This window comes from Nostoc sp. PCC 9305, from assembly GCF_963920915.1.
Taxonomy (GTDB): Bacteria; Cyanobacteriota; Cyanobacteriia; order Cyanobacteriales; family Nostocaceae; genus Nostoc.
Window position 1 is genome coordinate 22,836 of record NZ_CAWUDN010000027.1, and the last position, 25,346, is coordinate 48,181.

Sequence of the window (25,346 nt, forward strand, 5' to 3'; positions counted from 1 at the left end):
TTTAATCATCAGATTTATGGCAATATAAAAATACAATTTTTATATAAAAACAAACTACTTAAAATAAGGAATCAGTGGGCTTTTGAATACCAAGTAGAACTATTGTGCCTCGAAATACAATTCCAAGGCTAATAGTTCAAGTTCTCTTAACTGGACTAAACAACAATTAATCTCAAGTTCGTTTAAACACTCACCCAAACACGATCAAGTCCACTTGAGTGAACAGTAGCTCTGAGCCGCAGAACTTAAATTCTAGCCAGGATGTGGTTTAGCATAATACTTTGACTGTCACCAAAATGTGAGTAATGACGAGATTTTCAATTATGGGGATTCTTTTTTTGCTTGTTAAAGCCTAAATTGGTTCAAATGACTGCGGGGATTATAAGTACGTATAGCCCGGATTTTTTCATAATACTCCCGCTCTTGTTGGCTGAGGTCTTTTGGTGGAACGATCGCCACTTTCACCAACTGATCGCCGCGTCCACCTTTGGGGAGGGGCCAACCTTTGCCACGTAAACGTAGAGATTGACCAGAACGCACTCCTGCTGGTAGTTTGACATTCACTGAACCATCAGGAGTGGGTACATCAATAGACGCTCCCAAAGTCGCTTCATCTGGTGTGATTGGCACTTCGCATACCAAGTTATCGCCTTCCATTTGGAAGAAGGTGTGCGGCTGAAGTTCGACTTTTAAGTATAAATCTCCCCGTTGTTGAGTCATGGGGTTAATCTGACCTTTGCCCCGCACCCGTAGGCGAGTACCAGTTTTAGCCCCAGATGGAATGTTGACATCTATTGTTTCATTACCTAAACTGAAGCGCTTTTTCACACCATTAAATGCTTCAGCAAAAGTTAAAGCGATCGCAGCTTCACTATCCTGGGTACCAGCCGCACCTCCATCTTGAAACCCAAAATCGTTAAAGCTGCTGCTAAAATGGGTTGAAGTACCCGGAGAAGTGCGGTAAGAGTGACTTCGTGCCTGACTTTGGCGCCCCGCACCTGCACCACGAGGAGGAGGGCCACCAAAGCGTCCTAATAACTCATTAATGAACTCATCAAAGTTGCCGTATTGACTGAAGTCAAAGTTACCCATATCGGGAGCAGCGCCGCCAGATGGGAAACCTTCACCAGCTTGTTTCCAATATTGACCGAATTGGTCGTACTTTTTGCGTTTATCTGGGTCTGACACAACTTCATAGGCTTCGCTAACTTCTTTGAAGCGTGCCTCTGCCTGTTTGTTGTTTGGGTTGACATCAGGATGGTATTTGCGGGCTAGTTTACGAAAGGCTTGTTTAATTTCCTCCGAACTGGCAGTCTTGCTGACTCCCAAAATAGCGTAATAGTCTTTGAAGTCGGTTGCAGCCATCTACCAGCCTCCTATAGAAATTCCCGTTATGTTTTTTTTGAAGAAGAGAGATGTTTAATTTGCCTGGTATAGTGCCAAACAAAAAGAATATGATTTCAAATTAACAAAAAATATAGAAAATCAAGTGTGGTTCTCGCTCACCAAGGAATCGCAATTCCCGTACTCCGATTTTTCTGATAAGCGGCTGAGGCTGTCTAATCCTTCTTCCCGACTTGGGGGAGCATCCCGGAGCTGACGGTGCATCCGCAAAATAATTTCTTCTGGAACTTGGCGCGATCGCCTTTTATTTCGTGCTAAACACAGCCAAACTGGTGTATCCACCCAAATTCCCCTAATGTCGGTAAAGCCCAAGTTACGGGCTAAAGCAATGACTTCACGACGATTGCGGCGCTGGGCATTAGTGGCATCAAAAATAGCTGTATTAGTTGTGGAAATAGCTTGTTGAAATTGCCGCTCAATTTCGCGCCAAATCAGTAGCCATGGCCCTTGAATAGCTTGGGAACCGAACAATTTCCCCCGAATGGCATCGGTAGAAATTAATACCATTTGAGGGGATTCTGCCAGTAATTGTTTTGCCAAAGTTGACTTACCGCTACCTGGAAGACCAATCAGCAAAAAAAGTGAAGAGTGAGAAGTGAGGAGTGAGGAGTAATCAGAATTTTTAGTCATTAACTTCTAACTCCTAACTCCTAACTCCTAACTATTAAATTATTGTTCCATCAGGAATCACAGCATTTTTCATCACGACAACGATGCCACTACGGATGTAAAAACCTTGACTTTCTCGGTCAGCTTCTTGCACGTTATCTTTATTGATGATTTTGACATCGTGACCGATACTGGCATTTTTATCAATAATGGCACCGCGAATAATCGAGTCAGTACCAATACCTACAGGAATGTCACCTTTTTCCACATTACATTGACGTTCTACAAAAGCTTGATAAAAATCTGCACCCATGAGTAGGGACTCTTCGATAACACAACCAGATTCAATTCGCGATCGCACTCCCAACACTGAATGTTGAATGCGGCAATTTTTCAAAATACAACCTTCGCCGATAATTGATTCTGTTACCTGGCAATCTAAAAGTTTACTTGGAGGTAAGTAGCGAGCACGTGTATAAATTGGCGCTTTTTCATCATAGAAACTAAAGGGTGGCTGAGGCTGTTGAGTTAGGGCTAAATTCGCATGATAAAATGCTTCGATTGTTCCAATATCTTCCCAGTAGTCATCAAAAAGATAAGCTTGAACATTGTAATCTTTTGAGGCATCAGGAATAATTTCTTTGCCGAAATCAGTCCTTTCTACACCTTCTCTCAATAACTTAAACAAAACCTCTTTTTTAAAGACATAAATCCCCATTGAGGCGATGTAAGGCTGTAGCTGGGCTTGTTCTTTTGATAATCCCAGTACACTTGTATCAACTTGCATTTGGAGTAACGCTTCACCTTTGGGTTTTTCGCTAAAATCGATTACCCTACCAGAATCATCGATTTTCATCAAACCAAAATCTGAGGCGCGGCGCTCATCAATGGGGATGACTGAGAGAGTAATATCAGCCCCCGTTTCTCTATGGCGCTGGATAAACTGGCGATAATCCATGCGGTAGAGATGATCGCCTGAGAGAATTAGATATTCGTCTGCATTCCATTCTTCCATTAACCACAGGTACTGACGTACAGCATCGGCTGTACCTTGGAACCAGTTAGGGTTTTCTGGTGTTTGTTGTGCAGCTAGCACTTCTACAAACCCTTCATTGAAACCAGTAAAGTTGTAAGTACGGGCGATGTGACGATTCAGGGAAGCTGAGTTGAATTGTGTCAGGACGTAGATTTTGAATATTTCGGAATTTATGCAGTTACTAACAGGGATATCGATTAGGCGATACTTCCCTGCTACTGGTACTGCTGGTTTAGCGCGGAGTTTGGTTAGCGGGTAAAGCCGAGTACCCGCGCCACCACCAAGGATGATTGATAATACTTTTTTCACAAAATTTCTCCCGACTGCCTTTCAACTCTCATCTTCAGTTTAGGACTGTCTGCCACCACACGTAAGGGGGATCATCTGATTCTTAGGGATGAATTTTACAGAATGCTACTGGTGATGAATAGTGGGGCTGATAAGGAAAAAAGATAGAACATTTGTATTAATTGGGATGAAGAATGGGGTGCGATCGCCATACCCGAAAAATTAACAGAGAATTGTTTTTGGAATATCACATCATAATCAAGCACTGAAGCTACCTAAACTTTTCCTCTGATTTACCAAACGCAATTGCTGCGATCGCTTCAAATACTTCACCCAAGGTTGCTCTGATAACTGGGAAATGGCATTTGGTGAAAGTGTTGCTGTGAAAATATCTTTGCCACTGCTAACACCACTGACACCAAAGCTTTCTAAAACAGCAGTTGCAGCAGAGTTTAAAATTGGTTCGGTATGGATAAAAACTGCCAAACTAGTTTCTTCTGAATCTTGAATATCATTTAGCGCTGTAGCAAGAGCGGCATCTAGTTTCTGATAATTCATCAGCAATTCCTTGGTAAACAGGGCAGACATTTCTGCCTACCCTAACCTATCAAATTTATCGGTTTTTGTTACCTATCCTTGTACAGAAATAATATCCACCTTTCTCAGTCTAATTACAGATTAGCTGCATTAATCACTCCATAACCCCATTTGTCATCAAATGTGCCTGCGGGTTTTCCGGGAATTGCACTATTTTTACGTAGTAAGTCTTTCACAGCAACCGGATCGAGTTGAGGATCTCGCTGCAACAGCAGTGCTACTAACCCACTTACGAATGGTGTCGCCATACTCGTACCAGCCTGAACCACAAACTTGGAATTAATCATCGATGAGCGGTCAAAATTAGCATCGGCAGAAAGCGTGGAAATAATCATCGCTCCTGGTGCTGCTACATCCGGCTTCTTCCCATCAGTGCGTAGAGGCCCTTCACTACTAAATTCCGAAATAGTATCCAATTCTAAGCCCATTTCTCGCACTTGGCCATCAATATCTGTGTATTTGGTTTTAGTCGTATAGGCGGCAACTGTAATTGCACTGCTGGCGGCTCCCGGCGAACCAATTTTTAACGCATCTTTCACACTTTTACCTGTGAAAAATACTGATGAACTATCATCTAGCGTCCACACATTTAAACATGTGTCAGTTGAAGAAGTGTTGCGGACTCGCAGCTGCCAAACACCTCCCATAACTTGCGAGGGGCCGATACCGCGTATTTGCACAAAGAAATTATGGTCGCCGTTAGCTTGGTCTGGCGCTGGTGTCGCTAATTGTACCCGTGCATCTGGTAATTGGTAATCTTGGGCGGCATTACCGTCAGTAATGATTTTTTGAAAGGGGGTGACAAAACCGTTAGGACTCCGCACAGATACTTCTAATTCGCTGTCTTTGGCATACCAAGCGTTTAACCAAACTATGCCTACTTGATTCAAAGGAACATTGAAGCGCATACCACGAGTGCGTCCACTGGGTATGGTTGCTTGTCCATGAATGTTATCGTTTCCTTCGTTACCCGCTGCACAGCAAACAATTCTTCCAGGGCCAGTTTCGGCATCGATAACTTTGGATAGGGAATCGCTACCATCATGGGCATCAGCGTGTCCGCCCAAACTGAGATTTACCACTGCTGGGCGTCCCAACTCTCTGGCAACTCGGAAAATATAACGCACACCATCTGCAATATGGGCATCCTGTAAATCTGACCTGACGACAACTAATTCTGCTTCTGGTGCGACACCGCCATAACTCGCATCAGCACCAGCTGCAATGCCAGCGACGTGAGTACCATGACCGCCAGTATCCTGAGAAACTGTCAGTTGCGCTCCGCTAAATTCAGCCCCATAGCCGCCCTCTGTGACTCCTGGCCCTGGCAATGTTTGATCCCAAATGCGTAAAATTCGTCCAGCAAAAGCAGGGTGTTTCGGATCGATACCACTGTCTATAATGCCGATAATTACTCCTTTACCAGTCAATCCGGTTTGATTCTTAAATTCCGGCAGTTTGACTGTGCCCATTGCAGTGTCCATCCTCAAATGAAGTTTGCGTGATGGCTTAATCCGCCGAATCACATCTTCTTCAGATAAGACATCTAAACTCTCTATGGGTAAGAAAGCTGTCCGCACACTCCCAGAGTTTTGATTGACTTCAATATTATATTGTGATAGATAACTTAAGTCTGCATCAGGATCGCAATAAATAAAAACGACGCTCTTAGTGGGCTTAACCGGACTTTTGTGAGCAATGATGCCCAGCGATCGCTTATGTGTAACTAAAGCTTGATCTCCTTCATTTTGATAGTCTTGAAATGCCAAAAGTAGCCCAGGAGAAAGTTTTTCGTGTCTCATTTTTACCTTAAATTAAATTGAGTTGTCGTCAAGAAAGTAGTGATTTTAGCAGGATAAGTCGCTCTAGGATTAACGCAGACTATGTAGTTTTTTAGCTTCGATTATTTGATGCGACTATAGTTATCTATTTATCTTATAGATAACATCAAATAAGTTTAGGAGGTAAGAGTTATTCCTAAGACAATTGCTAATTTATAACTCATATTCTGGAATTACGTATCCCTCATAGTGATTTTCTGTAGTTACTGAGACATCTTTGATCGGTTGCATCTAAAAATTCCCTAAATCTGAGGTAACAGGTAATTTTTATGAAGCTATTAAACTAATCCATTGTCTGCCTAAATAATTACGGACAAAATTATAAAAATAAAATTAAGAATAATTAAGTAATAAATAAATTTTTTAAAGAGAATTCAGGAATCAGAATGCAATCAGTGACGAGTCTATCTAGTTGAACTGTTAAAAACTAAAACAAATTGTAGGCAAAATAGTTAAGACTGATAACATTTGCGTATAAAACAGCATGAAAAAGGCTAAATCACTAATGAATACTGAGAAATGACAGATTCTCTATCATAAGTAAGAGCCATAAAGAAGCTAATATTTGCAACGATCGCTTCTAAACATACAAAAAGTTATTTATGCAAATTCAAACACCAGACTGGGTGAAGCACGCTGTTTTCTACCAAATCTTCCCAGATCGTTTTGCCAGAAGCAAACAGCCGCGCAAACGGTTATTGCAAGAAGCTCGTTGGGAAGATTGGGATTCTATGCCAACCCTCCAAGGCTATAAAGGCGGCGATTTATGGGGCATTATGGAGGATTTAGACTACATCCAGAATTTAGGGATTAACGCGATTTATTTCACACCCATTTTTCAATCCGCCAGTAATCATCGCTATCATACCCACGATTATTATCAAGTTGACCCGATGTTAGGGGGCAACGAAGCTTTTAAGGAATTACTCAATGCAGCCCATCAACGAAATATCAAAGTTGTTCTTGATGGAGTGTTTAACCATTCCAGCCGGGGCTTTTTCTTTTTCCACGACGTTTTAGAAAATGGCCCCCATTCACCTTGGGTAAATTGGTTCAAAATAGAAGGTTGGCCGCTTTCAGCTTACAACGGCGATTTTCCTGCCAACTACGTGGGTTGGGCGGGAAATCGCGCCTTGCCAGAATTTAACCACGATAATCCAGAAGTACGAGAATACATTATGGAAATTGCCGAATATTGGATTAAATTCGGCATTGATGGTTGGCGATTAGATGTACCATTTGAAATCAAGACTCCTGGTTTTTGGCAAGAATTTCGCGATCGCGTCAAAGCCATCAATCCCGAAGCCTATATTGTGGGTGAAGTGTGGGGAGATTCCCGCGAGTGGTTGGATGGAACGCAATTTGACGGCGTAATGAATTATCTATTTGCCGGGCCGACAATTGCCTTTGCAGCAGGCGATCGCGTAGTCTTAGAACAAGTCCAAAGCCGCGACTATCAACCGTACCCACCCTTATTTGCTACCGAGTACGCCACCAAAATTCAAGAAGTACTGCAACTTTACCCTTGGGAAATTCAGCTAACCCAACTCAATTTGCTTGCAAGTCACGATACAGCCCGATTGATGACCATTGCAGGCGGTGATATAGCCAGTATAGAATTGTCAACTCTACTGCTGCTCACCTTTCCCGGTGCTGCCAGCATATACTATGGTGACGAAGTTGGCTTACCTGGAGGAATAGATCCCGACTCACGTCGTGGTTTTCCTTTAGAGACTAACTGGAATCAAGAAATTTTCAATACTCACCGCCAGTTAATTGCCCTCCGCCACACTTACCCAGCCTTGCGTACAGGTGATTACCAAGTTCTCTTTGCTCAAGGGCAACTTTATATCTTTGCGCGAACTTTGGGGACAGAAGAATTAATAATTGCCATCAACGCTGGTACAAGTTCGGCAACAGCGAATGCAGATGTCCCCACTTTGCATACTCAACCCAACAAGCTTTTATATGGCACTGCTGAAGTTGAGTGGAATGCTGAAGGAGAAACTCAGCAGTTGTCATTGACTGTTCCCGCACGGAGTGGGTGCATCCTGGGAGTGGGGAGTAAGGAGTAGGGGAGAAGTTGTAGTAGGTCTTTTCCCTCTGCCCCTCTGTCTCTCTGCCCCTCCGCCCCTCTGCCTCTCTGCCCCTCTGCCCCTCTACCCTTACTTCCCCGCCACCATTGCAGGCATCAACACCGCATCAATTATATGGATCACGCCATTGTCTGCCAGAATATCTGTTTTGAGGACATTGGCGTTATTTACTTTAAATTTACCGTCAGCAGATTCAATGGCGACAATTGACCCTTCAAGTGTCTCTGCCTCGTTAATCTGTACCAAATCATCAGACCTAACATCCCCACTAGCGATATGATACGCCACAATTTTCTGGAGCTTGGGGATATCTTGTAGTAGCGAGTCTAAAGTTCCCTCTGGCAGATTAGCAAAAGCTTCGTCAGTTGGTGCAAAGAGCGTGAAAGAACCAGGGCTTTTCAAAGTTTCTATGAAATTTACAGCTTTAGCAGCCTTTATTAGGGTATTGAAATTACCCGCTGCGATCGCAGTTTCCACAAGGTCAGCCATGAGGTGCGTTATTTAATACTACAAGTTACTTATAAGTGACTAAAATACTCTTAGCCTCTATCAACAGAGAGGTTGCTGGCGATTTAACAGACAGCAGTAGACTGATTTAGTACTGTTACACTGGAGAATGACCCCAAGAACCACTGATTATGCTAAAGCGCTCTAAGTTCGAGACAACTCAATCTCAGATTATGCACCGGGCTGAGGATCTGATTAGTGCAGCCTCAAATCGATACCGCATTACGGTTCAGGTAGCAAATCGTGCTAAACGTCGGCGTTACGAAGACTTTGAAAGTAACGAAGATGCGATGATGAAGCCGGTGCTAAGGGCAATTATCGAAATGTCCGATGAATTAACTCAACCAGAAATTATCGGCGAACTATAAGATTGAGTGCTGAGTGGTGAGTGCTGAATTCTGAATCAGGCAAATTCATCTTTTCACTCAGCAACGCCCAAAATATTGTTCTATGAAAAAGAAAAAATTTCTATTTAAATCAATTTTCTCAAAACTCACAATTCAGCACAAGCGAAACGCCCCGCTCCCGCTAACACCACTACTGCTTACCTTAATACTAGTGAGTGTAATTGTTTTGGGTTCAGGAGCGGATAAATCAATACATAGAAATATATTTAGTATCCAACCTGCTTCTGCCCAGAGAATCACGCCTAGCGATGTTTGGCAGCTAGTGTATCAGCAATTGCCAGATTTCCCACGGGAAAATAAGTATATCAGTAAAGAAAATGGGAAAGTTGCCGAAAGCAACACCTTAGCAAATCGCCTAATTAGATATCACATTTATACCAAAGGGCGTGCCCCCATTTATCGCTTAGATTGGAAGCTGACTTTAGCTGATTACCTGGGTGTAAATGAAATTATGTATGATACTACCTATCCAGGAAATGATGCACTACAGAAAAATCCGATAGAAGGCGATCGCAAAGCCATCAAGAGCCTCACCCGCAGCCAGCGAGATGCCCTAGTGCAAGTCTTAGTCAATATATTTAATCCTACTTCCCAAAACACCGTACCCCCTAACTCCAACACCGCACCCAGTCCAACTACATCAACTACCCCACAGCCACCGCAACAAGGAGGTGCCGAACTACTAAAATGATCAATTTTCCTTTGCGTCCCTCTGCGTTACACCTCTGCGTACCTCTGCGTTTAAAAAACTAAACTATGGAACGCGTTGTCAAAACCGGATCGGGTTGGCGTATTGGCTGGAACCCCGATACACCTGAGTTTAAAGGTTTAGTTGGTACAGATGATTGGGCAATTGAGTTAACCGAAGCCGAGTTAAATGATTTTTGTCGTCTATTAGCACAGCTAGCAGACACCATGAAGCAACTCGCAACTGAATTGATGGAAGAGGAAAAAATTACTTGTGAAGCCGAAAGCGATTTATTATGGATGGAAGTAGAAGGCTATCCTGATGATTACAGTCTGCGCTTCATCTTGAATACAGGGCGATGTGTAGAAGGTAAATGGAATGCTTCTGCGGTTCCAGATTTACTGCAAGCTAGTGGGATGCTTAAGGTTTTTTAAAATTGCCTCTTGATTATCCTACAGTTTTGCTATATGATAGGAATTCTGACCGGGGCGTAGCGCAGCTTGGTAGCGCGCCACTTTGGGGTAGTGGAGGTCGTGGGTTCGAATCCCGCCGCTCCGATTGATGATAAGCCATACCTGCTAGTCTTTTTAAAAGATTGGCAGGTTTTTTCATAGCTTTTTCCTGAAAAAACCGAACCGAACAGTAAATCTGGGTGTACCCGCACAATCAAATTTTCTCAATGATAAGTAATTAGGCGGACTTAATATAAAATCTCTAGCAGATTAGTAGGTAGATTGGCATGAGTGAAAGTACAGAAACGATTTTCAGCAAAATCATTCGTCGGGAAATTCCCGCTGATATTGTTTACGAGGATAATTTAGCCCTGGCATTCAAAGACATCCATCCCCAAGCGCCCGTTCACATCCTCGTTATTCCCAAAAAAACCATTGCGACACTAGCTGACGCTGAATCTGAGGATCATGCTGTGTTGGGGCATCTTTTGTTAACCGCTAAACGTGTTGCCCAAGAAGCTGGACTAAAAAATGGTTATCGAGTTGTCATCAATGCTGGTGATGACGGCGGTCAAACAGTCCATCACTTACATTTGCATATTTTGGGAGGGCGGCAGTTAAATTGGCCCCCTGGTTGATGCGAGGCAGGAGGCAGGAGGCAGGGGGCAGAGGGGCAGAGGGGCAGAGGGGCAGAGGGGCAGCACTTCGGCTACGCTCAGTGACCGAGGGGCAGAGGGGAAAAGCTTACTGCAACTTCTCCCCTGCTCCCCTGCTTTCTAGTATCAACGAGATCATAAGTTCTTAATTCAGGCAGCGCGTTTTCACTTAACCGTGCGGTAATGTAAAAACAAATCACTTCCAACCTGACGAGTTTCTATGAGTTCGAGATGAGGAGCAACATCGGGAAGAAAACCCTCTCCCTCCACTGGGCTAGGAGCGTGCTTTCCTCCAAAAATGATCGGCCAAATGGTCAACCACCAATCGTCAATTCGCCCTGCCTTGACTAGAGCAGCTGTTAAAGAGCCACCTCCCAAAGCAACGACTTTGTGAATACCCCGCTCTGCCATCAAGGTGTAGGCCCGATCCCAGTCCAGGTCTGTATCTCCCAAATCAATTAATTCAGCCAGTTTTTGCAAAGTTGTCGTATCAGAACTGCGCTCTAAAGCAGTCCGTGTGGTAAATATCCATCGCTCAATGTCCTGACTCAAAAAAGGCAAGTCCGGCGATAGGTCAAGGGAACCTGAAACAACACAAGTAATCGGCTGAGGAGACTGACCCCGAACCTCACGTGCTGCTAACAGTTCGCGATCGCTAATTTCAAAGGTTCCCCCCTCAGCCCTAATTGTCCCTGCTCCTACCAGGATTAAATCGGCAAGGGAGACTTGATATTCCACGTGTGCACGATCGACTACATTAGGTTCACGGGGCGCTTTCGGATCTACGGCACTAATTTTTCCATCGGCCGTCATGGCAAGAACCAAAGTTGTTTGGATAGCTGACATGATTATGTTGTAACGATTCTTTATAATTTTACCTTTTTGAAGCCCCCTCAATACTTTAGAGTAGACATCTTGCAAGTGTAGATAATATTAGTTGATTGCGATGTGCGCGATTGCCGTTAAAGGCTTACGGGATATCGTTTCAATCCCTAATAGGGATTTTAGTTGATTGCGATTTGGTGGGGTTTACCGAGCGACCCCGCCAACTTTGTTTCAATCCCTAATAGGGATTTTAGTTGATTGCGATGCCGCAGTTATCTCAGATGGTGAGTTTGTCAAAATTAGTTTCAATCCCTAATAGGGATTTTAGTTGATTGCGATATTAGGTGAATATGATGAAGATGAAGAAGATGTATTTGTTTCAATCCCTAATAGGGATTTTAGTTGATTGCGATTTGCTTGGCGCTTTTTGCCTCCTCTTCGCCATACTTGTTTCAATCCCTAATAGGGATTTTAGTTGATTGCGATTTTGTACTGCCTAAGCCATGAAGCGACCGCGGGAATAGTTTCAATCCCTAATAGGGATTTTAGTTGATTGCGATTCGACCGCCTTCAATTCCCCGGCAAGCAGTTCTTGTTTCAATCCCTAATAGGGATTTTAGTTGATTGCGATGAAATCGCTTCTATTTATGTGGAAGCGTGTTTAGTTTCAATCCCTAATAGGGATTTTAGTTGATTGCGATCTGATTCTGAGAGGTCGATTAATACGTTAGAAGTTTCAATCCCTAATAGGGATTTTAGTTGATTGCGATTTAGTCGTTCTTTTTCTATGGTCATTCCCTTTACTAAAGTTTCAATCCCTAATAGGGATTTTAGTTGATTGCGATTCCTGGGTAAGGCGCTGGGGGCGGTGCTAAATCTGGGTTTCAATCCCTAATAGGGATTTTAGTTGATTGCGATTCTTTCGGTGCTTGTTTGGTTCTGTATCTATTAAGTTTCAATCCCTAATAGGGATTTTAGTTGATTGCGATAATACTTCAGATGAATATTTCAGTTTTAATCTACCTGTTTCAATCCCTAATAGGGATTTTAGTTGATTGCGATCAGCTTGTTTTTGAGCATCAGCTAGCGTCAAGAAGTTTCAATCCCTAATAGGGATTTTAGTTGATTGCGATATTAAGAGCGTTGCCAGTTAAAGAAGCTTTAAAAGTTTCAATCCCTAATAGGGATTTTAGTTGATTGCGATTTGAACAAGCTAAAGAACTTGCTACAGCATTTGCACGATAAGTTTCAATCCCTAATAGGGATTTTAGTTGATTGCGATATTGTCCTTGTTTTCCTTCGATAATGAATCTACCCTGTTTCAATCCCTAATAGGGATTTTAGTTGATTGCGATCTCCAGTAATCCCGAATTATATGTCATTTTTCCTGTTTCAATCCCTAATAGGGATTTTAGTTGATTGCGATCGCAGGCATCTGAAAGGCTTGTGTTATTTGGTTTTCGAGGTTCAATAGCGCGAATGCAAAAATCATAACATAAGGACTGGCAATTGTACTAACTGTAAATAACTGAAAGTCAGTTTATATAAGGTGCGCGGATGGTTTCAAGATGCTAAAGCTCTCAAATCTTTGCAGATAAGGCAATCTAGCCATTTTTGTATTTCCCCCTTCACCAACACCTACCTATTCGCGCACTTAGCAAAAAAACTAGTCTGATTACTTAAAATTTTTCCTTAGCAGCCAACATCTGTAAAATCTTTTCTACATGATCCAACTCTCCAACGATTCGCCGAATTGGGTGAGGCCAAACCTTGACAAGGGTAGGAGTTGCAGAAACCTGATTTAGTTCTGCTTGTTCTGGATGACTTAAAACATCAATCACCTTCAGAGTATAAGGGTGTCCGAGCGATCGCTCTAACAATTCGTGTAAATTTTGCAGAATGCGTTCAGTAGAACTGCTATGTCCGGCAACAAACAAGCGGAGAACATAGCCTTGGGTGATGGCTTCTTTTTTTTGTATTATTACTGGTTGGTGATATTTTGGTACAGGTTCAGAAAGGTCTAAGCGAACAATTAAATCGTGATCCTCCCAAAGCTGCCCAAATGACGAACGATAGGTTGTTAACACCATGCGATCGCACAATCCTTCTTGCCAAGGAGCTGCTTGCCATACTAATTCTCCTGTGCCAAAAACAGCATTAAGCAAAGCTTGATGTCTAATTACAGCCGGATAAGCTTCAGCAAAAGTTCGCACTTGTTGAGTGCGCGGATCTAACCAATTGTCAATAGTTGCAGTATAACAAGGCACTAAAAAGTGCGGTGGCTCTGGTAAATCTAGAATTTCTTGCAAAGCCGAGCACAAATGCAAATGCCATCGACCTTGCTTGCTAGGGTCGATGCAGTAAATTAAATCTCCTCCAGGCGTAAATAGCGCAATGCCTTTAAACAGCTGGGGTGTAGATAGTTTATTTGTCGTCAAGTTATTCATAGAGGTTAGGGAACTAAAAGTAAAAATTCTCTCTTTTACCTTTTACCTTAGCTATAACCTCAACCAGGATCGCAAAGATATTTGGGATTGGGGAGTAAAGAAGGGAATAGGGTAAAGGTTACAGGATAAAGATTAGACTTCTTGCAAAAGTCGGGGTAAAGGGGAAGGGGAAAAGGGGAAAAAAACTCAAAATCCTTTCCCTTTAACCTTTTCCCTTTTCCCTAAGAGTGCAAAAATATATTTTTGCAAGAGGTCTATTATTCCCTATAACCTGTCACCTGTCACCTCTACCCTAATTACAATCTGCAATTGTTTGCGTAGCCGGGAAGTTGCTATAACCTGTCACCTGTCACCTCTACCCTAATTTCAATGCCCCAATCCTAAACTCGACCTCGGAGAAACTGTGCCATTTCGTTAGGAGTTGGTGACATTTCCAAAGCAGTTTCTTCAGTGATGCGTCCGTCTTGATAGAGATTGAGCAATGACTGATTCATCGTAATCATGCCATCAAAGCCAGCTTGTTTCATCAACTCGCCAATTTCATCATACTTACCGTCTTTGATCCATTCCTTAATCGCCTCAGTATTGATCAGCACATCGTGGAAAGCAGCCCGCTTACCGTCAGTTGTGCGACACAAACCTTGAGCAATTACTGCCACTAAAGACTCAGAAATCGCCACCCGCATTGCATCCTGCTCATCACCAGAATAGAGGTTAAGAATCCGCTCAATGGTTTTGACCGCACTATTGGTGTGCAGGGTTCCCATGACTAAGTGACCAGTCTGAGCGGCTTTTAGGGCGGTGTTAACTGTTTCCTTGTCTCGCATTTCCCCTACCAGAATCAAATCTGGGTCTTCCCGCAAAGCTGCTTTCAAAGCGTTGTCAAATTTCCGGGTATGCATTCCCACTTCCCGTTGTTTCACCAACGACTTACGGCTTTGATGGATAAATTCTATCGGATCTTCAATGGTAATGATGTGCTTTGCCATCTCCTTATTGATGTAGTCAACCATCGCTGCCATTGTGGTGGACTTACCAGAACCAGTGGGCCCCGTTACCAAAATTAAACCTTTGTGGTGATGACAAATATCCCGAAAAATTGGGGGTAAATTCAACTGTTCCATAGTTAAGATTTTCAGAGGAATCAACCGCAAGACCATTGCAGGCCCTTTGAGGGAGCCAAAAACATTAATCCGCACGCGAGCAAAGTCATACTGAGTTGCTCCGTCAAATTCTAAGTGTTCTTCATAGCGCTGAATTTCCCCCTCACTCATCACCTCCCGCAACCAACTCATAAAAGCTTCTTTATCTGTTGCTGGATAATCCATTGATTGAATTTCTCCTCGACTGCGGAAGCGGGGTACTTCACCTACACCCAAGTGCAAGTCAGAATATCCCTGGTCGTAAGCTTCCCTGATTAACTTCTCTAAAGTGGGCCCTGCACTGCTGTTTTGAGGGCGAACTGAATTAGGTATTGGCGGTGGACTACCCGGACGATGACCTGCAACAGGCGGATTAGTGCCCCTATCCATTGACATATCCAATGTTTGTGTCATCTGCCGCTGCGTACTAAAGGTTGGAGTTGGTGGTGGTGGCGGCGGCATTGGTGGCAAATTACGTCCGGCAGCAGAGTTAGAATTTAATGGAGACTGTGATTCTGTCATATATCTTCACATTTGGCAGTTAAAAAGTTGAATTAACGAGAAGTAAAGTCACTTGCTTTGATGACTTTTGGAGAATGCTTGTCTGCAAGCCTTAGCGGTGATAGAAGGCGATTGAAACTCTAGAACCACGGTCAATCTATTTCATCTACCTCAATTGGTATCTTTTATTTCCTAAGATTTCACTACTCAGAATATTTAGATGGATTATTTAACCTATCTAAACTGGTTTAACACACGTAAGGACTTAAAAGACCTCAGAAAATACACATAGGTGAACAAGTATATTTTAATGATTTTACTTTTAACGTAAATATTCTCATAACTTAGATGAGAAATTTATCCCAGGTATGGGCACGAATTGCCAGCAATTAACAGCACAAATACTAGCAGTTCATTTATTCAGGCTGTCTATGAATTATGAGAAAGACTACTAATTTTTATAAGAAATGTTAAGTTGAATAGGAGCGATATCGTGGGGATCAAGGTTAAAAGCTCATACCTTTTAGGTTATATACCTGAAGGTAGATGCAGTAAACAAGTTTTTCTAATAGATAGAAAATTGACTTTATATCCATAATTACAAAAAATTAACTGTAAACTTTAGTAAACAAATGCTCATTTTTCCGATTAGTTTTTATATACTGAATTTCACTGAAACAATTCAGTTTACTCGCAAAAAGCGAGATATGACTGAAATTAAAATCTGTTGTGTATTTTGGGAGGAAAAGTCATGGTTTCTGCTCAAAGCTCTAATCAAGGAAAGACCTACTCCTTGTTGATGATTAAAAGCTTTTTAATATGGACTTTTACATTAGCAGTATGTTTGTTGGTTGTGGGTTTTCCACTAGTTGTCTTAATGGCTACGGTCGGATGTCTGTTGTCGATTATCTTGCAATCTGTGATGCCTGTTAGTGCGGTTTTGCTTGTAGCAGGCGCTCTAATAATGTTTAATGTTATGGCAGTTGTATTGGCTGCGGGTGTGCTAACTGTTAAGGGAGTTCATCCTAGTGAAGTTAAATGGTTAAGTTGGCTGCATGGAGAGGCAGACCAAATGCAGGCTACTGTTTACGCTGCTTGCCCTCTAACTTGTGAGATTAAATAGTTATTACAGGTTAATTAGACAAACAGTGCGTCTGCCCGGTTAAGCCGGGTTTTTTCATGGTTTTTATAATTTAAACTTTTAAATAGTTATTACAGGTTAATTAGACAAACAATGCATTTGCCCGGTTAAGCCGGTTTTTTTATATCTTGTGTGATTTATCCATTAATATTTATGGTTTATGTGAGGATTGACTGCCTACTATTGACCATAGAGCATTGACTATAGACCATTAACTATAGATGGTAAATTACAGATGACTAATGACTAATCAAAAACGCGTTTGCATTATCTTAGGTACTCGCCCGGAAGCAATTAAACTTGCTCCAGTGATTCAGGTTTTCCAAAAGTCTTCAGAATTTCAGTTGCAAGTAATTCTAACTGGACAGCATCGTGAGATGGTTGAGCAAGTTATGCAACTGTTTAATATCAAGGCAGATTATAACTTGGAAATTATGCAGGTTCAACAATCTCTAAATGATATTACTTGCCGTAGTTTACAAGGTTTAGAAGCATTATTTAAGGCAGAAAAGCCAGATTTCGTAATCGTGCAGGGAGACACTACCACTGCTTTTGCCGCAGCTTTGGCAGCTTTTTATCAAAAAATCCCTGTTGGTCATGTAGAAGCAGGATTAAGAACTGATGATATCTTCAATCCTTACCCAGAAGAAGCTAATCGCCGATTGATTTCTCAAATTACTCAATTGCACTTTGCGCCGACTCCTTGGGCTGTGGAAAATTTGCATCGTTCTGGTGTTTTGGGTGAAATTCACATGACGGGCAACACGGTAATTGATGCATTATTAAATGTCGCTGCAACCCAAGTAGTTTGCAATGTCCCAGGCTTAGACTGGGAATCATATCGAGTTTTATTAGCAACAGTTCATCGTCGGGAGAATTGGGGAGAACCTCTATTAGCGATCGCTCAAGGCTTTTTACAAATCTTAGACAAGTTTCCTGATACAGCTTTGCTCTTACCATTGCACCGCAATCCGACAGTACGAGTCCCGTTGCAGGAACTTTTAGGGAATCATCCCCGAATTTTCTTGACAGATCCTCTAGATTATGGGGAATTAGTGGCGGCAATTGGGCGATCGCATCTTTTACTCACTGACTCTGGTGGCTTGCAAGAAGAAGCGCCCAGCTTGGGAAAACCAGTACTAGTTTTGAGAGACACTACCGAAAGACCAGAGGCTGTGGTAGCTGGTACAGCCAAACTTGTTGGCACTAAGACTGAGAACATTGTTGCAGCCGCTGCTGAGTTACTCAGTGACTCAGATGCTTATGAAGCGATGGCAAATGCAATCAATCCCTTTGGGGATGGTCATGCAGCAGAGCGCATTTTGCAGATTGTCCAAAATTACATTCATGGGTAAAAAAGTTCGTAGTAAGGACTTTAGTCCTTATTTCTCAAGCACTAAAGTGCTTACTACAAACCCTCAAAACTAGTTTGACAATATTTACCGAACCACGAGATTTTTTAAGGGTGGTTTCTGGCTAAATACCCAGAGCCGATCGAGTTTCGGGGCCGACAACGCCATCTACAAGTAGACCTTTACTTTGCTGAAAGCTTCGGACTCGGCTAACAGTTTCTTGACCGTAAATTCCATCAATCCTGAGATTACCTAAAGCTGTTTGCAGGTCTCTGACGAGCTGACCTTTTGAACCAGGGGTAAGAATCACTGTACCGCCAACACCACCAGGCCTAGTCACAGGACGATTATTAGGTCTATCACCAATCCATCGCGCAAAAACGTATCTACCTGTAGAAAGTCTGGCAAAACCATTTTCATATCGTTCAATTGCTGGAAGTGTTGCGCCATTTGGTACACAGTCCACATACGAGTAGTTGCTGCTGGGGCCGGTACGGACACGTAAACAATTGCCGTTAGTCTTTACATAGGCAGCCGAACTCACTTGAATTTGGGTTACAGCAGCAAATAATACACCGACACCAGCTAAAGCTAACCAAGCCGAAGATTTAAGCAGTTTTTTCCAATTAAATTGAGGTTGAGGAAGATTGTACTTAGTGTTTCCAGATGCCTCTTCTTGAGCAATAAACATCTGGGAATAAGCAAGATATTCCATAATGCACTCCTTGATATGAAAAAATGAGTACTCGCAGAGAATTACTTGGTCTTTCTCTGTATTTATTCTTAGTATATTTTATATCACTGTATTTTAAAAGTTTTTTATTGCTAGCGAAATTAATAAAACATAAAATTAGTCAAAAGATTCATGAAAAAATGCGATTTCTACAACGGTTTAGCTCGTCGTAGACATCGCATTTTGAAAATAAATAAAATTTAGTTAAAGCTTTTTTAGTTAATGGCTTGTCCCTGGTTACATCTAAATATGACAAACGTATTGTTTGATTCCAACTAAACTAGCAACCATAAAAGTTAACTCGTCTAAGTCTATCGGCTTGCATTGGTATATATCATAACCTGCTAATAATGCACGTTTATGATCGTCCTCGAAAGTCGATGCCGTCAGAGCGATCGCTGGAATATTTCTACCCCGCTTTGCTTCCAAATTTTTGACCTTCGAGAGTAGTGAGTAGCCATCTTCATCGGGTAAGCAAATGTCACTAATTAGGATGTCTGGTTTAAAAGATGACATTCTTTTTAGAGCTTCGTCTGCTGAAGCAGCTGCAATCACTTCTGCTCCCTCTAATTCAAAAAGGAAGGTAAGTAATATTCTCGTATCACTATCGTCATCAACAACGAGCAATCGCAGACCTTGAAAAGACATTGATTGATTAGACATTCTTTTTACCGCCCTATAGCTCAAAGAATTTAAGTAGCGATCGCAGCAAGTACTACTTAGCTTTGACGCTATTTGATGCATACTTTATTAAATCTTAAAGGAACCAATTAGCAGGCGTCTGTCCGGTTTCAGACATAGTAATTTAAAATAATTCATTGGCGATGTCTACGACGGGCTACGCCTACGCGCCTTGGCTAATTCCCCAGCAACCGAGTAAATTCTTTTTGGATAACTTGATAACACTCGCAGGAAGTTGCTTCCAAATCCTCTCGGTTCAGAATGCTAATTTGACCGCGTTGGTAGCGAATCATTCCGGCTCGGCTCAGGGTGCTAGCAGCTACTGTAACACCGGAGCGCCGTACACCCAGCATCTGAGCGATAAATTCTTGCGTGAGCGGAAAATCATCTGATTCAAAACGGTCAGAGACTGTGAGCAGCCAACGAGCCAGCCGTTCTTCTAGTGTATGAAGACGGTTGCACGCACATGATTGTGTTAGTTCGGTATATACAGCTCGTACATAGCGCAGCAGTAGCTTTTGAATAGCTCCGCCCCGATTGAACTCGGTTCTAAGGACATCTGCATCCATCTGCATTCCAGCGCCCGCAACTTGGACAAACGCTTTTGTGGTTGTTGTGTTGCCTCCTAAAATTACTGGGATACCCACCATGCCTTCATTGCTCACTATCCCAACTTCCACCGTCGAACCATCTTCCATAATAGTGACTATAGAAACCACTGCGTTTTGGGGAAAATAGACCTGTGTGATGGGTTCTCCTGGTTCGTAAATGACTTGGCGAGTGGGAAGCGAAACTAACTTTAGGTGCGGAATAAGACGCTCATAATCATTAGCTGGCAAAGCCGCGAGTAACCTATTTACTTGCGGCTTAATAATGTTGTCGCTCACTGAACATTAAAATAGAAATTCGATCGTAATACTTTAAATCAAATTACTTTTTCCAGTCTGTTCGGTTTCGCACACATAACTCAAAAAAATTTTCTGGCTCGGTTACTGGGCATGAAGCCCAGTAACCGAGCAAATTCCTTTTGGATAACTTGATAACACTCACAGGAAGTTGCTTCTAAATCCTCTCGGTTCAGGATACTAATATGACCGCGTTGGTAGGCAATCATTCCGGCTCGGCTGAGGGTGCTAGCCGCTACTGTCACACCGGAACGACGTACACCTAGCATCTGGGAGATAAATTCGTGTGTCAGTGGAAAATCTTCTGATTCCAGACGCTCAGAAACTGTTAGTAGCCAGCGAGCCAGCCGTTCTTCCAGTGTATGGAGACGGTTGCAGGCAGCACCTTGAGCTAGTTCAGAGTATACAGCTTGTACATAGCACAGCAGCAGGTTTTTAATAGCTCCGCCCCGATTGAACTCGGCTCTCAATACATCTGCATTGATTTGCATAGCAGCGCCGGCAATCTGCACAAAGGCTGTTGTGGTTGTGGTGTTGTCTCCTAAAATTACCGGGATACCCACCATGCCTTCATTACTTACTATCCCAACTTCCGCCGTTGAGCCATCTTCCATAGTCGTGACTATAGAAACCATTGCCTTATCAGGAAAATAGACCTGTGTGATGGGTTCGGCTGCTTCGTAAAGGATTTGCTGAACTTGGAGCGGAACTAGTTTTAAATAGGGGAAAATACGCTGATAATCACTATCTGGTAAAGCTGCCAACAGCTTATTTGGTCGTTGCTGAAAGAGGTTTTTATCTAATGACATTAGAAGTCACTCTCCTTAAGGTAGGTGACTTTAGAAAAGCCAACTCAGGGCACAAGGAAAGGATTAAGGTTCTGATCCTAATGTCAAAAGATGTATTCGCTAAAGAAACACGGGGACAATCTAAAAAAGCTTAAATGAACACACTTGTTTGAGTCTGTGCGGTTTCGTACATAGAAGTCTAAAAAAAGTTATTTTCATCATTTATTCGGCAAATTGCCCAATAAACGGACATATTCATCTTCTATAATCTGATAACATTCGCAGGAGGTTTTTTGTAAAGCCTCTCGATTCAGGATGTTAATCTGGCCGCGGTGGTAGGTGATGATTCCGGCATCACTCAGGATATTAGCTGCTTCGGTGACACCAGCGCGACGTACACCTAGCATCTGTGCGATAAATTCTTGGGTGAGCGGAAATTCTTCTGATTCCAGACGATCGGAAACTGTTAGCAGCCAGCGAGCCAGCCGCCTCTCTAGCTTATGAAGACGGTTGCAGGCAGATCCTTGTGCTATTTGAGTGTATACACCTTGCACGTAGCGCAGCAACAGGCTTTGAAGGGCTGTACCCCGATTAAACTCGCTTCTGAATATATTTGCATCCATCTGCATAGCACTGTCTGGAACCTGCACTAATGCTGTTGTGGTTGTGATGTTGTCTCCTAAAATTACTGGGATACCCACCATACCTTCATTGCTCACTAAACCAGCTTCTACAGTCGAGCCATCTTCCATAGTGGTGATTATAGAAACCACTGCTTTATTAGGAAAATATACCTGTGCGATCGGTTCACCTGCTTCGTGAAGTATTTGCCGATTTGAGAGCGGAACTAGCTTTAGATGGGGGACAAGGCGTTCATAATCACTGGCTGGCAAAGCTGCTAGCAGCTTATTTGCTGGTTTATCAAGGGTATTTGTGTCTAATGGCATTGGGATTCTCCTGAATGTAGCCGTCTCTAGAACAGACAACTCACGGCATAAGGAGAAAATCAAGAGTCTAGCCTTAATGTCAAAAGGTGTATTCCCTAAAAAAGTTTTAGTGAGAGACTGAGGTTTTTATACTCATATTTATAATATCACTAAATGAGTTGTTTATAGTAGCAAAAATATCCAAGGAAATTAACTTAATTAAATTTGCGATCGCATAAATTAAATGAAATTATATTCGCTAATCATATTGCTATAGATATGAGCATCGTTGTCAGCGATCGCAGCAAAAAATTCCTGATTATACAAGTCATTAAAACCTAAATCTTTTTCATTGCTACCAAATATTTTTAGCTCTCCCAACCGATCTTGGTATATTTTAACTGCCTTAAAAAAAGGTACTTAGAAATAACCCTATTAATATGAATATTTATTAAGACTTCATTCTAGAATAATCTTAAGATTTTTAGTATACTACGGTAAGTATACCGATTCATTGTACTATATACTCAGCCTAAAACAGTCCATTTCACAAATATCCAATAAAAGCAAGTGTTTTATACTACAAATTTAAAATTTGGATTACCCAAAACTAACTCACTTATTTGGTTCATCTGTGCAATAATAGACAGCTATATGCACTAACTACGTTTTGACTACCGATTTACAGTAGTATAAGTATATTTTCTCTGAAAAATTTATATTGGCTTAGTGCCAAATCCAGTATTGTTTGAAGCTAATTTACTTAAAAAATAATAATGCGCTTGACAAAATGCAAAATCTTCAATAAAAATATCACTGTTAAATTGACTGAATAACAACGCAGAAACATGAAGTATAACCAACTTGGCAAGAGTGACCTAAAAGTTTCTGAAATTTGTCTAGGTACTATGACTTATGGACAGCAAAATACTATTGAAGAAGCCCATGAGCAACTAGATTATTCTATTGCCCAAGGAGTCAATTTTATTGATGCAGCAGAAATGTACCCTGTCCCAACAAGTGCCGAAACTTATGGATTAACTGAAACTTACATTGGAGAATGGTTAAAACGTCAACAAAGAGATCGAGTTATTATAGCTACTAAAATTGCTGGCCCCGGTCGAGGCTTTAAATGGGTACGTGGAGGAGCCAAAGCAATCGATCGTGATAATATCAAACAAGCTGTAGATGATAGTTTAAAAAGATTACAGACAGACTATATCGATCTGTATCAAATCCACTGGCCAGATCGCTACGTGCCACGGTTTGGGCAAACAGTGTTCGATCCAACCCAGGTGGGAGAAACGGTTCTCATCCCTGAACAGCTAGCAGTTTTTGACGATGTAATTAAAGCTGGGAAAATTCGCTATATCGGTTTGAGTAATGAAACTCCTTGGGGAGTTGCCCAGTTTAGTAACGCTGCTAAACAATTAGGATTGCCCAAAGTTGTTTCGATTCAAAATGCTTACAACTTGCTGAATCGAGTATTTGACGGAGCCTTAGCAGAAGCAGTTTATCACGAAGAAATTGGGTTACTAGCTTATAGTCCTTTAGCATTTGGCTTCTTGACTGGCAAATATCTCAACGGTAAACCAGAGAAAGCAAGAGTCAGTTTGTTTGAAAATTTTGGTCAGCGCTATCTGAAACCGAAAGTCAGTCAAGCTGTATCAGCTTATGTAGAAATTGCCAAGCACCATCAACTAAGTCCAGCGCATTTAGCCTTAGCATTTGTGCGGAGTCGTTGGTTTGTGCCTAGCACAATTATTGGTGCTACGACACTGGAACAACTTAAAGAAAATTTAGAAAGTGTGAATGTAGTTCTCGACAAAGACATTTTGGAAGAGTTGGATATAGTTCATGCTCAATCGCCAAACCCAGCACCATAAATAATTCAAAATTCAAAATTCAAAATAGTTCGCCTCGTTACCAGGCTCCAGGTAATGCCTCCCTAGAGCCTCTGGCTCTCATTATCAGGGTAAAAGTAGAGATGCGCGATGCACTCTCTCCCAGTTCTTAGATGCAAAACTAGATATTTAGTAGGTAGAATATGACTTTTACAGCAACATTAGTTGACCAGAATACTATTCGTCGTCGGGGTACTGGTTTAAGAGCTTACAATCCCGAAAAAGTATTTAAAGGATACACACTTTTCACACCTTTGACAGGTCAAGGTGAAGTCTATCTTCTGAACTTGGAAGGAGAAGTAATACACCAATGGAATCTGCCTTATCCACCAGGCTTATACGGTTATCTTTTGCCCAATGGCAACCTTTTTTATAATGGTAAAACTCCACCAAAAGAACCCCTACGTTTTGCTTTATGGGCTGCCTTCAAAAGTGGCGTTGTTTTAGAAGCAGATCCCAAGGGAAATATTATTTGGGAATATAAGCATCCAGATCATCATCATGATGGACGCAGATTAGCCAATGGCAACACAATTATACTCGCCATTGAAAAGATACCTCAGTCTTTAGTTCCCCACATTAAAGGTGGCGTACCAGGTACAGAAGCAGATGGTGATATCTATGCGGATGTGCTTTATGAGGTGACTCCAGCAGGTGAAATCGTTTGGACTTGGCACGCTCACGAACACCTTGATCCAGATATATTTACGATTACACCCCAAGATCATCGACACGAATGGACTCATGGGAATACTGTAGGTGAACTCGCTGATGGCAACATTATAGTGAGCTTTCGTAATATCTCCACAGTTGTCATTGTCGATCGCAAAACCGGCGAAATTATCTGGACGTTAGGCGATGACGTGCTAGCACAGCAGCACTTTCCAAACGAACTAGCTAACGGTAATATCTTGATTTTCGACAATGGCGCACATCGCCGTAACATTGCTCTCAATTTCTCGCGTGTGATTGAGGTGAACCGTCAAACCAAAGAAATCGTTTGGGAATACACCGACAATCCGCCCCAAAATTTCTTCAGTTCTTATATATCAGGAGCGCAACGTTTGGCCAATGGCAATACCTTGATTACAGAAGGTGCTTATGGCCGAATATTCGAGGTGACAGTTACAGGGGAGATTGTTTGGGAATACATCAATCCCCACTTTGCAGCTCGGAATATTCCAGGCGAGAAGTCGCCGGTAACTCTTGGAGAGCAAAATACAGTCTTCCGCGCCTTCCGTTATGCACCTGAAGAAGTGCCTTGGCTGTAGGGGAAGGCAGGGGAGCAGAGGGGCAAGGGGGAGAAATAGCTCATCCCTATTCCCTACTTTCTATCCTCATCAACAATTTTGGGTTATTTGAGTATAACTCCAGTTTCAAAGTTTGGTTAGTGTCGAGAATCTTTCACGCTACATTCGCT

General features: G+C 42.1%; 24 protein-coding genes, 1 tRNA gene and 1 CRISPR repeat array. Of the genes, 10 read left to right on the forward strand and 15 right to left on the reverse strand.

Annotated elements, in window-relative coordinates; translation table 11 throughout:
* Positions 1–345: 345 nt before the first annotated feature.
* From ACM0OX_RS12360 to ACM0OX_RS12380, 5 genes are all read right to left on the reverse strand, one after another.
* The gene (locus ACM0OX_RS12360) at positions 346–1,365 is read right to left on the reverse strand and encodes a DnaJ C-terminal domain-containing protein (RefSeq protein ID WP_334880097.1); all 1,020 of its coding nucleotides are present in this window, start codon (positions 1,363–1,365) and stop codon (positions 346–348) included.
* A 120-nt stretch (positions 1,366–1,485) separates the two neighbouring features.
* Positions 1,486–2,034 (reverse strand): AAA family ATPase, encoded by a 549-nt coding sequence (locus ACM0OX_RS12365; protein ID WP_414515144.1) that lies wholly within the window; start codon positions 2,032–2,034, stop codon positions 1,486–1,488.
* Positions 2,035–2,068: 34 nt separating this feature from the next.
* Positions 2,069–3,358: a glucose-1-phosphate adenylyltransferase gene (locus ACM0OX_RS12370; protein WP_414515145.1), complete on the reverse strand. Its 1,290-nt coding sequence runs from the start codon at positions 3,356–3,358 to the stop codon at positions 2,069–2,071.
* Between the two features lie 237 nt (positions 3,359–3,595).
* Positions 3,596–3,895, reverse strand: coding sequence for a hypothetical protein (locus tag ACM0OX_RS12375; protein WP_414515199.1), 300 nt, complete (start codon positions 3,893–3,895; stop codon positions 3,596–3,598).
* A 113-nt stretch (positions 3,896–4,008) separates the two neighbouring features.
* Positions 4,009–5,736: a S8 family peptidase gene (locus ACM0OX_RS12380; protein WP_414515147.1), complete on the reverse strand. Its 1,728-nt coding sequence runs from the start codon at positions 5,734–5,736 to the stop codon at positions 4,009–4,011.
* A gap of 641 nt (positions 5,737–6,377) precedes the next feature.
* Here ACM0OX_RS12380 and ACM0OX_RS12385 point away from each other — a divergent pair.
* The gene (locus ACM0OX_RS12385; RefSeq protein ID WP_414515148.1) at positions 6,378–7,850 is read left to right on the forward strand and encodes a glycoside hydrolase family 13 protein; all 1,473 of its coding nucleotides are present in this window, start codon (positions 6,378–6,380) and stop codon (positions 7,848–7,850) included.
* A 90-nt stretch (positions 7,851–7,940) separates the two neighbouring features.
* Here ACM0OX_RS12385 and ACM0OX_RS12390 read toward each other — a convergent pair whose 3' ends face one another.
* Complete coding sequence (locus ACM0OX_RS12390) at positions 7,941–8,360, reverse strand: fasciclin domain-containing protein (RefSeq protein WP_335196610.1); 420 nt, start codon at positions 8,358–8,360, stop codon at positions 7,941–7,943.
* 149 nt (positions 8,361–8,509) lie between these two features.
* Between ACM0OX_RS12390 and ACM0OX_RS12395 the strand changes: the two genes are divergently transcribed.
* The 5 genes from ACM0OX_RS12395 to ACM0OX_RS12415 all read left to right on the forward strand — a co-directional run bounded on the left by ACM0OX_RS12395 (position 8,510) and on the right by ACM0OX_RS12415 (position 10,563).
* Positions 8,510–8,746 (forward strand): DNA-directed RNA polymerase subunit omega, encoded by a 237-nt coding sequence (locus tag ACM0OX_RS12395; RefSeq protein WP_094351515.1) that lies wholly within the window; start codon positions 8,510–8,512, stop codon positions 8,744–8,746.
* A 130-nt stretch (positions 8,747–8,876) separates the two neighbouring features.
* Positions 8,877–9,476 (forward strand): hypothetical protein, encoded by a 600-nt coding sequence (locus tag ACM0OX_RS12400; protein ID WP_414515201.1) that lies wholly within the window; start codon positions 8,877–8,879, stop codon positions 9,474–9,476.
* Between the two features lie 65 nt (positions 9,477–9,541).
* On the forward strand, positions 9,542–9,907 hold the full coding sequence (locus ACM0OX_RS12405; protein WP_099099025.1) for a DUF1818 family protein: 366 nt from the start codon (positions 9,542–9,544) through the stop codon (positions 9,905–9,907).
* Positions 9,908–9,957: 50 nt separating this feature from the next.
* Positions 9,958–10,031, forward strand: a tRNA-Pro gene (locus tag ACM0OX_RS12410).
* 181 nt (positions 10,032–10,212) lie between these two features.
* The gene (locus ACM0OX_RS12415) at positions 10,213–10,563 is read left to right on the forward strand and encodes a histidine triad nucleotide-binding protein (protein ID WP_414515150.1); all 351 of its coding nucleotides are present in this window, start codon (positions 10,213–10,215) and stop codon (positions 10,561–10,563) included.
* 183 nt (positions 10,564–10,746) lie between these two features.
* Here the strand turns inward: ACM0OX_RS12415 and ACM0OX_RS12420 are convergent, their stop codons facing one another.
* The 3 genes from ACM0OX_RS12420 to ACM0OX_RS12430 form a co-directional block, all read right to left on the reverse strand.
* On the reverse strand, positions 10,747–11,427 hold the full coding sequence (locus ACM0OX_RS12420) for a RibD family protein (protein ID WP_414515152.1): 681 nt from the start codon (positions 11,425–11,427) through the stop codon (positions 10,747–10,749).
* 136 nt (positions 11,428–11,563) lie between these two features.
* A CRISPR array of direct repeats spans positions 11,564–12,832; the repeat unit is 37 nt; unit sequence GTTTCAATCCCTAATAGGGATTTTAGTTGATTGCGAT.
* 253 nt (positions 12,833–13,085) lie between these two features.
* Positions 13,086–13,853 (reverse strand): circadian clock KaiB family protein, encoded by a 768-nt coding sequence (locus tag ACM0OX_RS12425; RefSeq protein ID WP_094349010.1) that lies wholly within the window; start codon positions 13,851–13,853, stop codon positions 13,086–13,088.
* A 380-nt stretch (positions 13,854–14,233) separates the two neighbouring features.
* Positions 14,234–15,517, reverse strand: coding sequence for a type IV pilus twitching motility protein PilT (locus tag ACM0OX_RS12430; RefSeq protein ID WP_414515153.1), 1,284 nt, complete (start codon positions 15,515–15,517; stop codon positions 14,234–14,236).
* A gap of 730 nt (positions 15,518–16,247) precedes the next feature.
* Here ACM0OX_RS12430 and ACM0OX_RS12435 point away from each other — a divergent pair.
* Together ACM0OX_RS12435 and wecB are read left to right on the forward strand one after the other, a co-directional pair.
* On the forward strand, positions 16,248–16,619 hold the full coding sequence (locus tag ACM0OX_RS12435; protein WP_094349008.1) for a hypothetical protein: 372 nt from the start codon (positions 16,248–16,250) through the stop codon (positions 16,617–16,619).
* A 260-nt stretch (positions 16,620–16,879) separates the two neighbouring features.
* Positions 16,880–17,992 carry a non-hydrolyzing UDP-N-acetylglucosamine 2-epimerase gene (gene wecB / locus ACM0OX_RS12440; protein ID WP_414515155.1) on the forward strand — a complete coding sequence of 371 codons (1,113 nt, stop codon included), beginning with the start codon at positions 16,880–16,882 and terminating at the stop codon, positions 17,990–17,992.
* 121 nt (positions 17,993–18,113) lie between these two features.
* On the opposite strand, the gene ACM0OX_RS12445 is transcribed toward wecB, so the two are convergent.
* From ACM0OX_RS12445 to ACM0OX_RS12470, 6 genes are all read right to left on the reverse strand, one after another.
* Positions 18,114–18,704 (reverse strand): peptidoglycan-binding protein, encoded by a 591-nt coding sequence (locus ACM0OX_RS12445; RefSeq protein ID WP_414515156.1) that lies wholly within the window; start codon positions 18,702–18,704, stop codon positions 18,114–18,116.
* A gap of 261 nt (positions 18,705–18,965) precedes the next feature.
* On the reverse strand, positions 18,966–19,385 hold the full coding sequence (locus ACM0OX_RS12450) for a response regulator (protein WP_414515157.1): 420 nt from the start codon (positions 19,383–19,385) through the stop codon (positions 18,966–18,968).
* 194 nt (positions 19,386–19,579) lie between these two features.
* Positions 19,580–20,290, reverse strand: a complete 711-nt coding sequence (locus ACM0OX_RS12455) for a Crp/Fnr family transcriptional regulator (protein ID WP_414515158.1) — start codon at positions 20,288–20,290, stop codon at positions 19,580–19,582.
* 80 nt (positions 20,291–20,370) lie between these two features.
* Positions 20,371–21,117, reverse strand: a complete 747-nt coding sequence (locus tag ACM0OX_RS12460) for a Crp/Fnr family transcriptional regulator (protein WP_414515160.1) — start codon at positions 21,115–21,117, stop codon at positions 20,371–20,373.
* Positions 21,118–21,314: 197 nt separating this feature from the next.
* Entirely contained in the window at positions 21,315–22,043 is a 729-nt protein-coding gene (locus tag ACM0OX_RS12465; protein ID WP_414515161.1) for a Crp/Fnr family transcriptional regulator, read from the reverse strand.
* A 219-nt stretch (positions 22,044–22,262) separates the two neighbouring features.
* Positions 22,263–22,403 carry a hypothetical protein gene (locus ACM0OX_RS12470; RefSeq protein ID WP_414515163.1) on the reverse strand — a complete coding sequence of 47 codons (141 nt, stop codon included), beginning with the start codon at positions 22,401–22,403 and terminating at the stop codon, positions 22,263–22,265.
* 467 nt (positions 22,404–22,870) lie between these two features.
* On the opposite strand from ACM0OX_RS12470, the gene ACM0OX_RS12475 reads away from it, so the two are divergent.
* Entirely contained in the window at positions 22,871–23,908 is a 1,038-nt protein-coding gene (locus ACM0OX_RS12475; protein ID WP_414515164.1) for an NADP(H)-dependent aldo-keto reductase, read from the forward strand.
* A gap of 161 nt (positions 23,909–24,069) precedes the next feature.
* Positions 24,070–25,197, forward strand: a complete 1,128-nt coding sequence (locus ACM0OX_RS12480) for an aryl-sulfate sulfotransferase (protein ID WP_414515165.1) — start codon at positions 24,070–24,072, stop codon at positions 25,195–25,197.
* The last annotated feature ends 149 nt before the right edge of the window (positions 25,198–25,346 follow it).

Bases quoted from the DNA above. Each gene is read 5' to 3' on its own strand.
- ACM0OX_RS12450 (WP_414515157.1), bottom strand. From the start codon at position 19,385: ATGTCTAATCAATCAATGTCTTTTCAAGGTCTGCGATTGCTCGTTGTT.
- ACM0OX_RS12430 (WP_414515153.1), bottom strand. From the start codon at position 15,517: ATGACAGAATCACAGTCTCCATTAAATTCTAACTCTGCTGCCGGACGT.
- ACM0OX_RS12475 (WP_414515164.1), top strand. From the start codon at position 22,871: ATGAAGTATAACCAACTTGGCAAGAGTGACCTAAAAGTTTCTGAAATT.
- ACM0OX_RS12425 (WP_094349010.1), bottom strand. From the start codon at position 13,853: ATGAATAACTTGACGACAAATAAACTATCTACACCCCAGCTGTTTAAA.
- wecB (WP_414515155.1), top strand. From the start codon at position 16,880: ATGACTAATCAAAAACGCGTTTGCATTATCTTAGGTACTCGCCCGGAA.
- ACM0OX_RS12375 (WP_414515199.1), bottom strand. From the start codon at position 3,895: ATGAATTATCAGAAACTAGATGCCGCTCTTGCTACAGCGCTAAATGAT.
- ACM0OX_RS12360 (WP_334880097.1), bottom strand. From the start codon at position 1,365: ATGGCTGCAACCGACTTCAAAGACTATTACGCTATTTTGGGAGTCAGC.
- ACM0OX_RS12390 (WP_335196610.1), bottom strand. From the start codon at position 8,360: ATGGCTGACCTTGTGGAAACTGCGATCGCAGCGGGTAATTTCAATACC.
- ACM0OX_RS12405 (WP_099099025.1), top strand. From the start codon at position 9,542: ATGGAACGCGTTGTCAAAACCGGATCGGGTTGGCGTATTGGCTGGAAC.
- ACM0OX_RS12445 (WP_414515156.1), bottom strand. From the start codon at position 18,704: ATGGAATATCTTGCTTATTCCCAGATGTTTATTGCTCAAGAAGAGGCA.
- ACM0OX_RS12480 (WP_414515165.1), top strand. From the start codon at position 24,070: ATGACTTTTACAGCAACATTAGTTGACCAGAATACTATTCGTCGTCGG.
- ACM0OX_RS12415 (WP_414515150.1), top strand. From the start codon at position 10,213: ATGAGTGAAAGTACAGAAACGATTTTCAGCAAAATCATTCGTCGGGAA.
- ACM0OX_RS12465 (WP_414515161.1), bottom strand. From the start codon at position 22,043: ATGCCATTAGACACAAATACCCTTGATAAACCAGCAAATAAGCTGCTA.
- ACM0OX_RS12435 (WP_094349008.1), top strand. From the start codon at position 16,248: ATGGTTTCTGCTCAAAGCTCTAATCAAGGAAAGACCTACTCCTTGTTG.
- ACM0OX_RS12395 (WP_094351515.1), top strand. From the start codon at position 8,510: ATGCTAAAGCGCTCTAAGTTCGAGACAACTCAATCTCAGATTATGCAC.
- ACM0OX_RS12380 (WP_414515147.1), bottom strand. From the start codon at position 5,736: ATGAGACACGAAAAACTTTCTCCTGGGCTACTTTTGGCATTTCAAGAC.
- ACM0OX_RS12385 (WP_414515148.1), top strand. From the start codon at position 6,378: ATGCAAATTCAAACACCAGACTGGGTGAAGCACGCTGTTTTCTACCAA.
- ACM0OX_RS12460 (WP_414515160.1), bottom strand. From the start codon at position 21,117: ATGTCATTAGATAAAAACCTCTTTCAGCAACGACCAAATAAGCTGTTG.
- ACM0OX_RS12420 (WP_414515152.1), bottom strand. From the start codon at position 11,427: ATGTCAGCTATCCAAACAACTTTGGTTCTTGCCATGACGGCCGATGGA.
- ACM0OX_RS12365 (WP_414515144.1), bottom strand. From the start codon at position 2,034: ATGACTAAAAATTCTGATTACTCCTCACTCCTCACTTCTCACTCTTCA.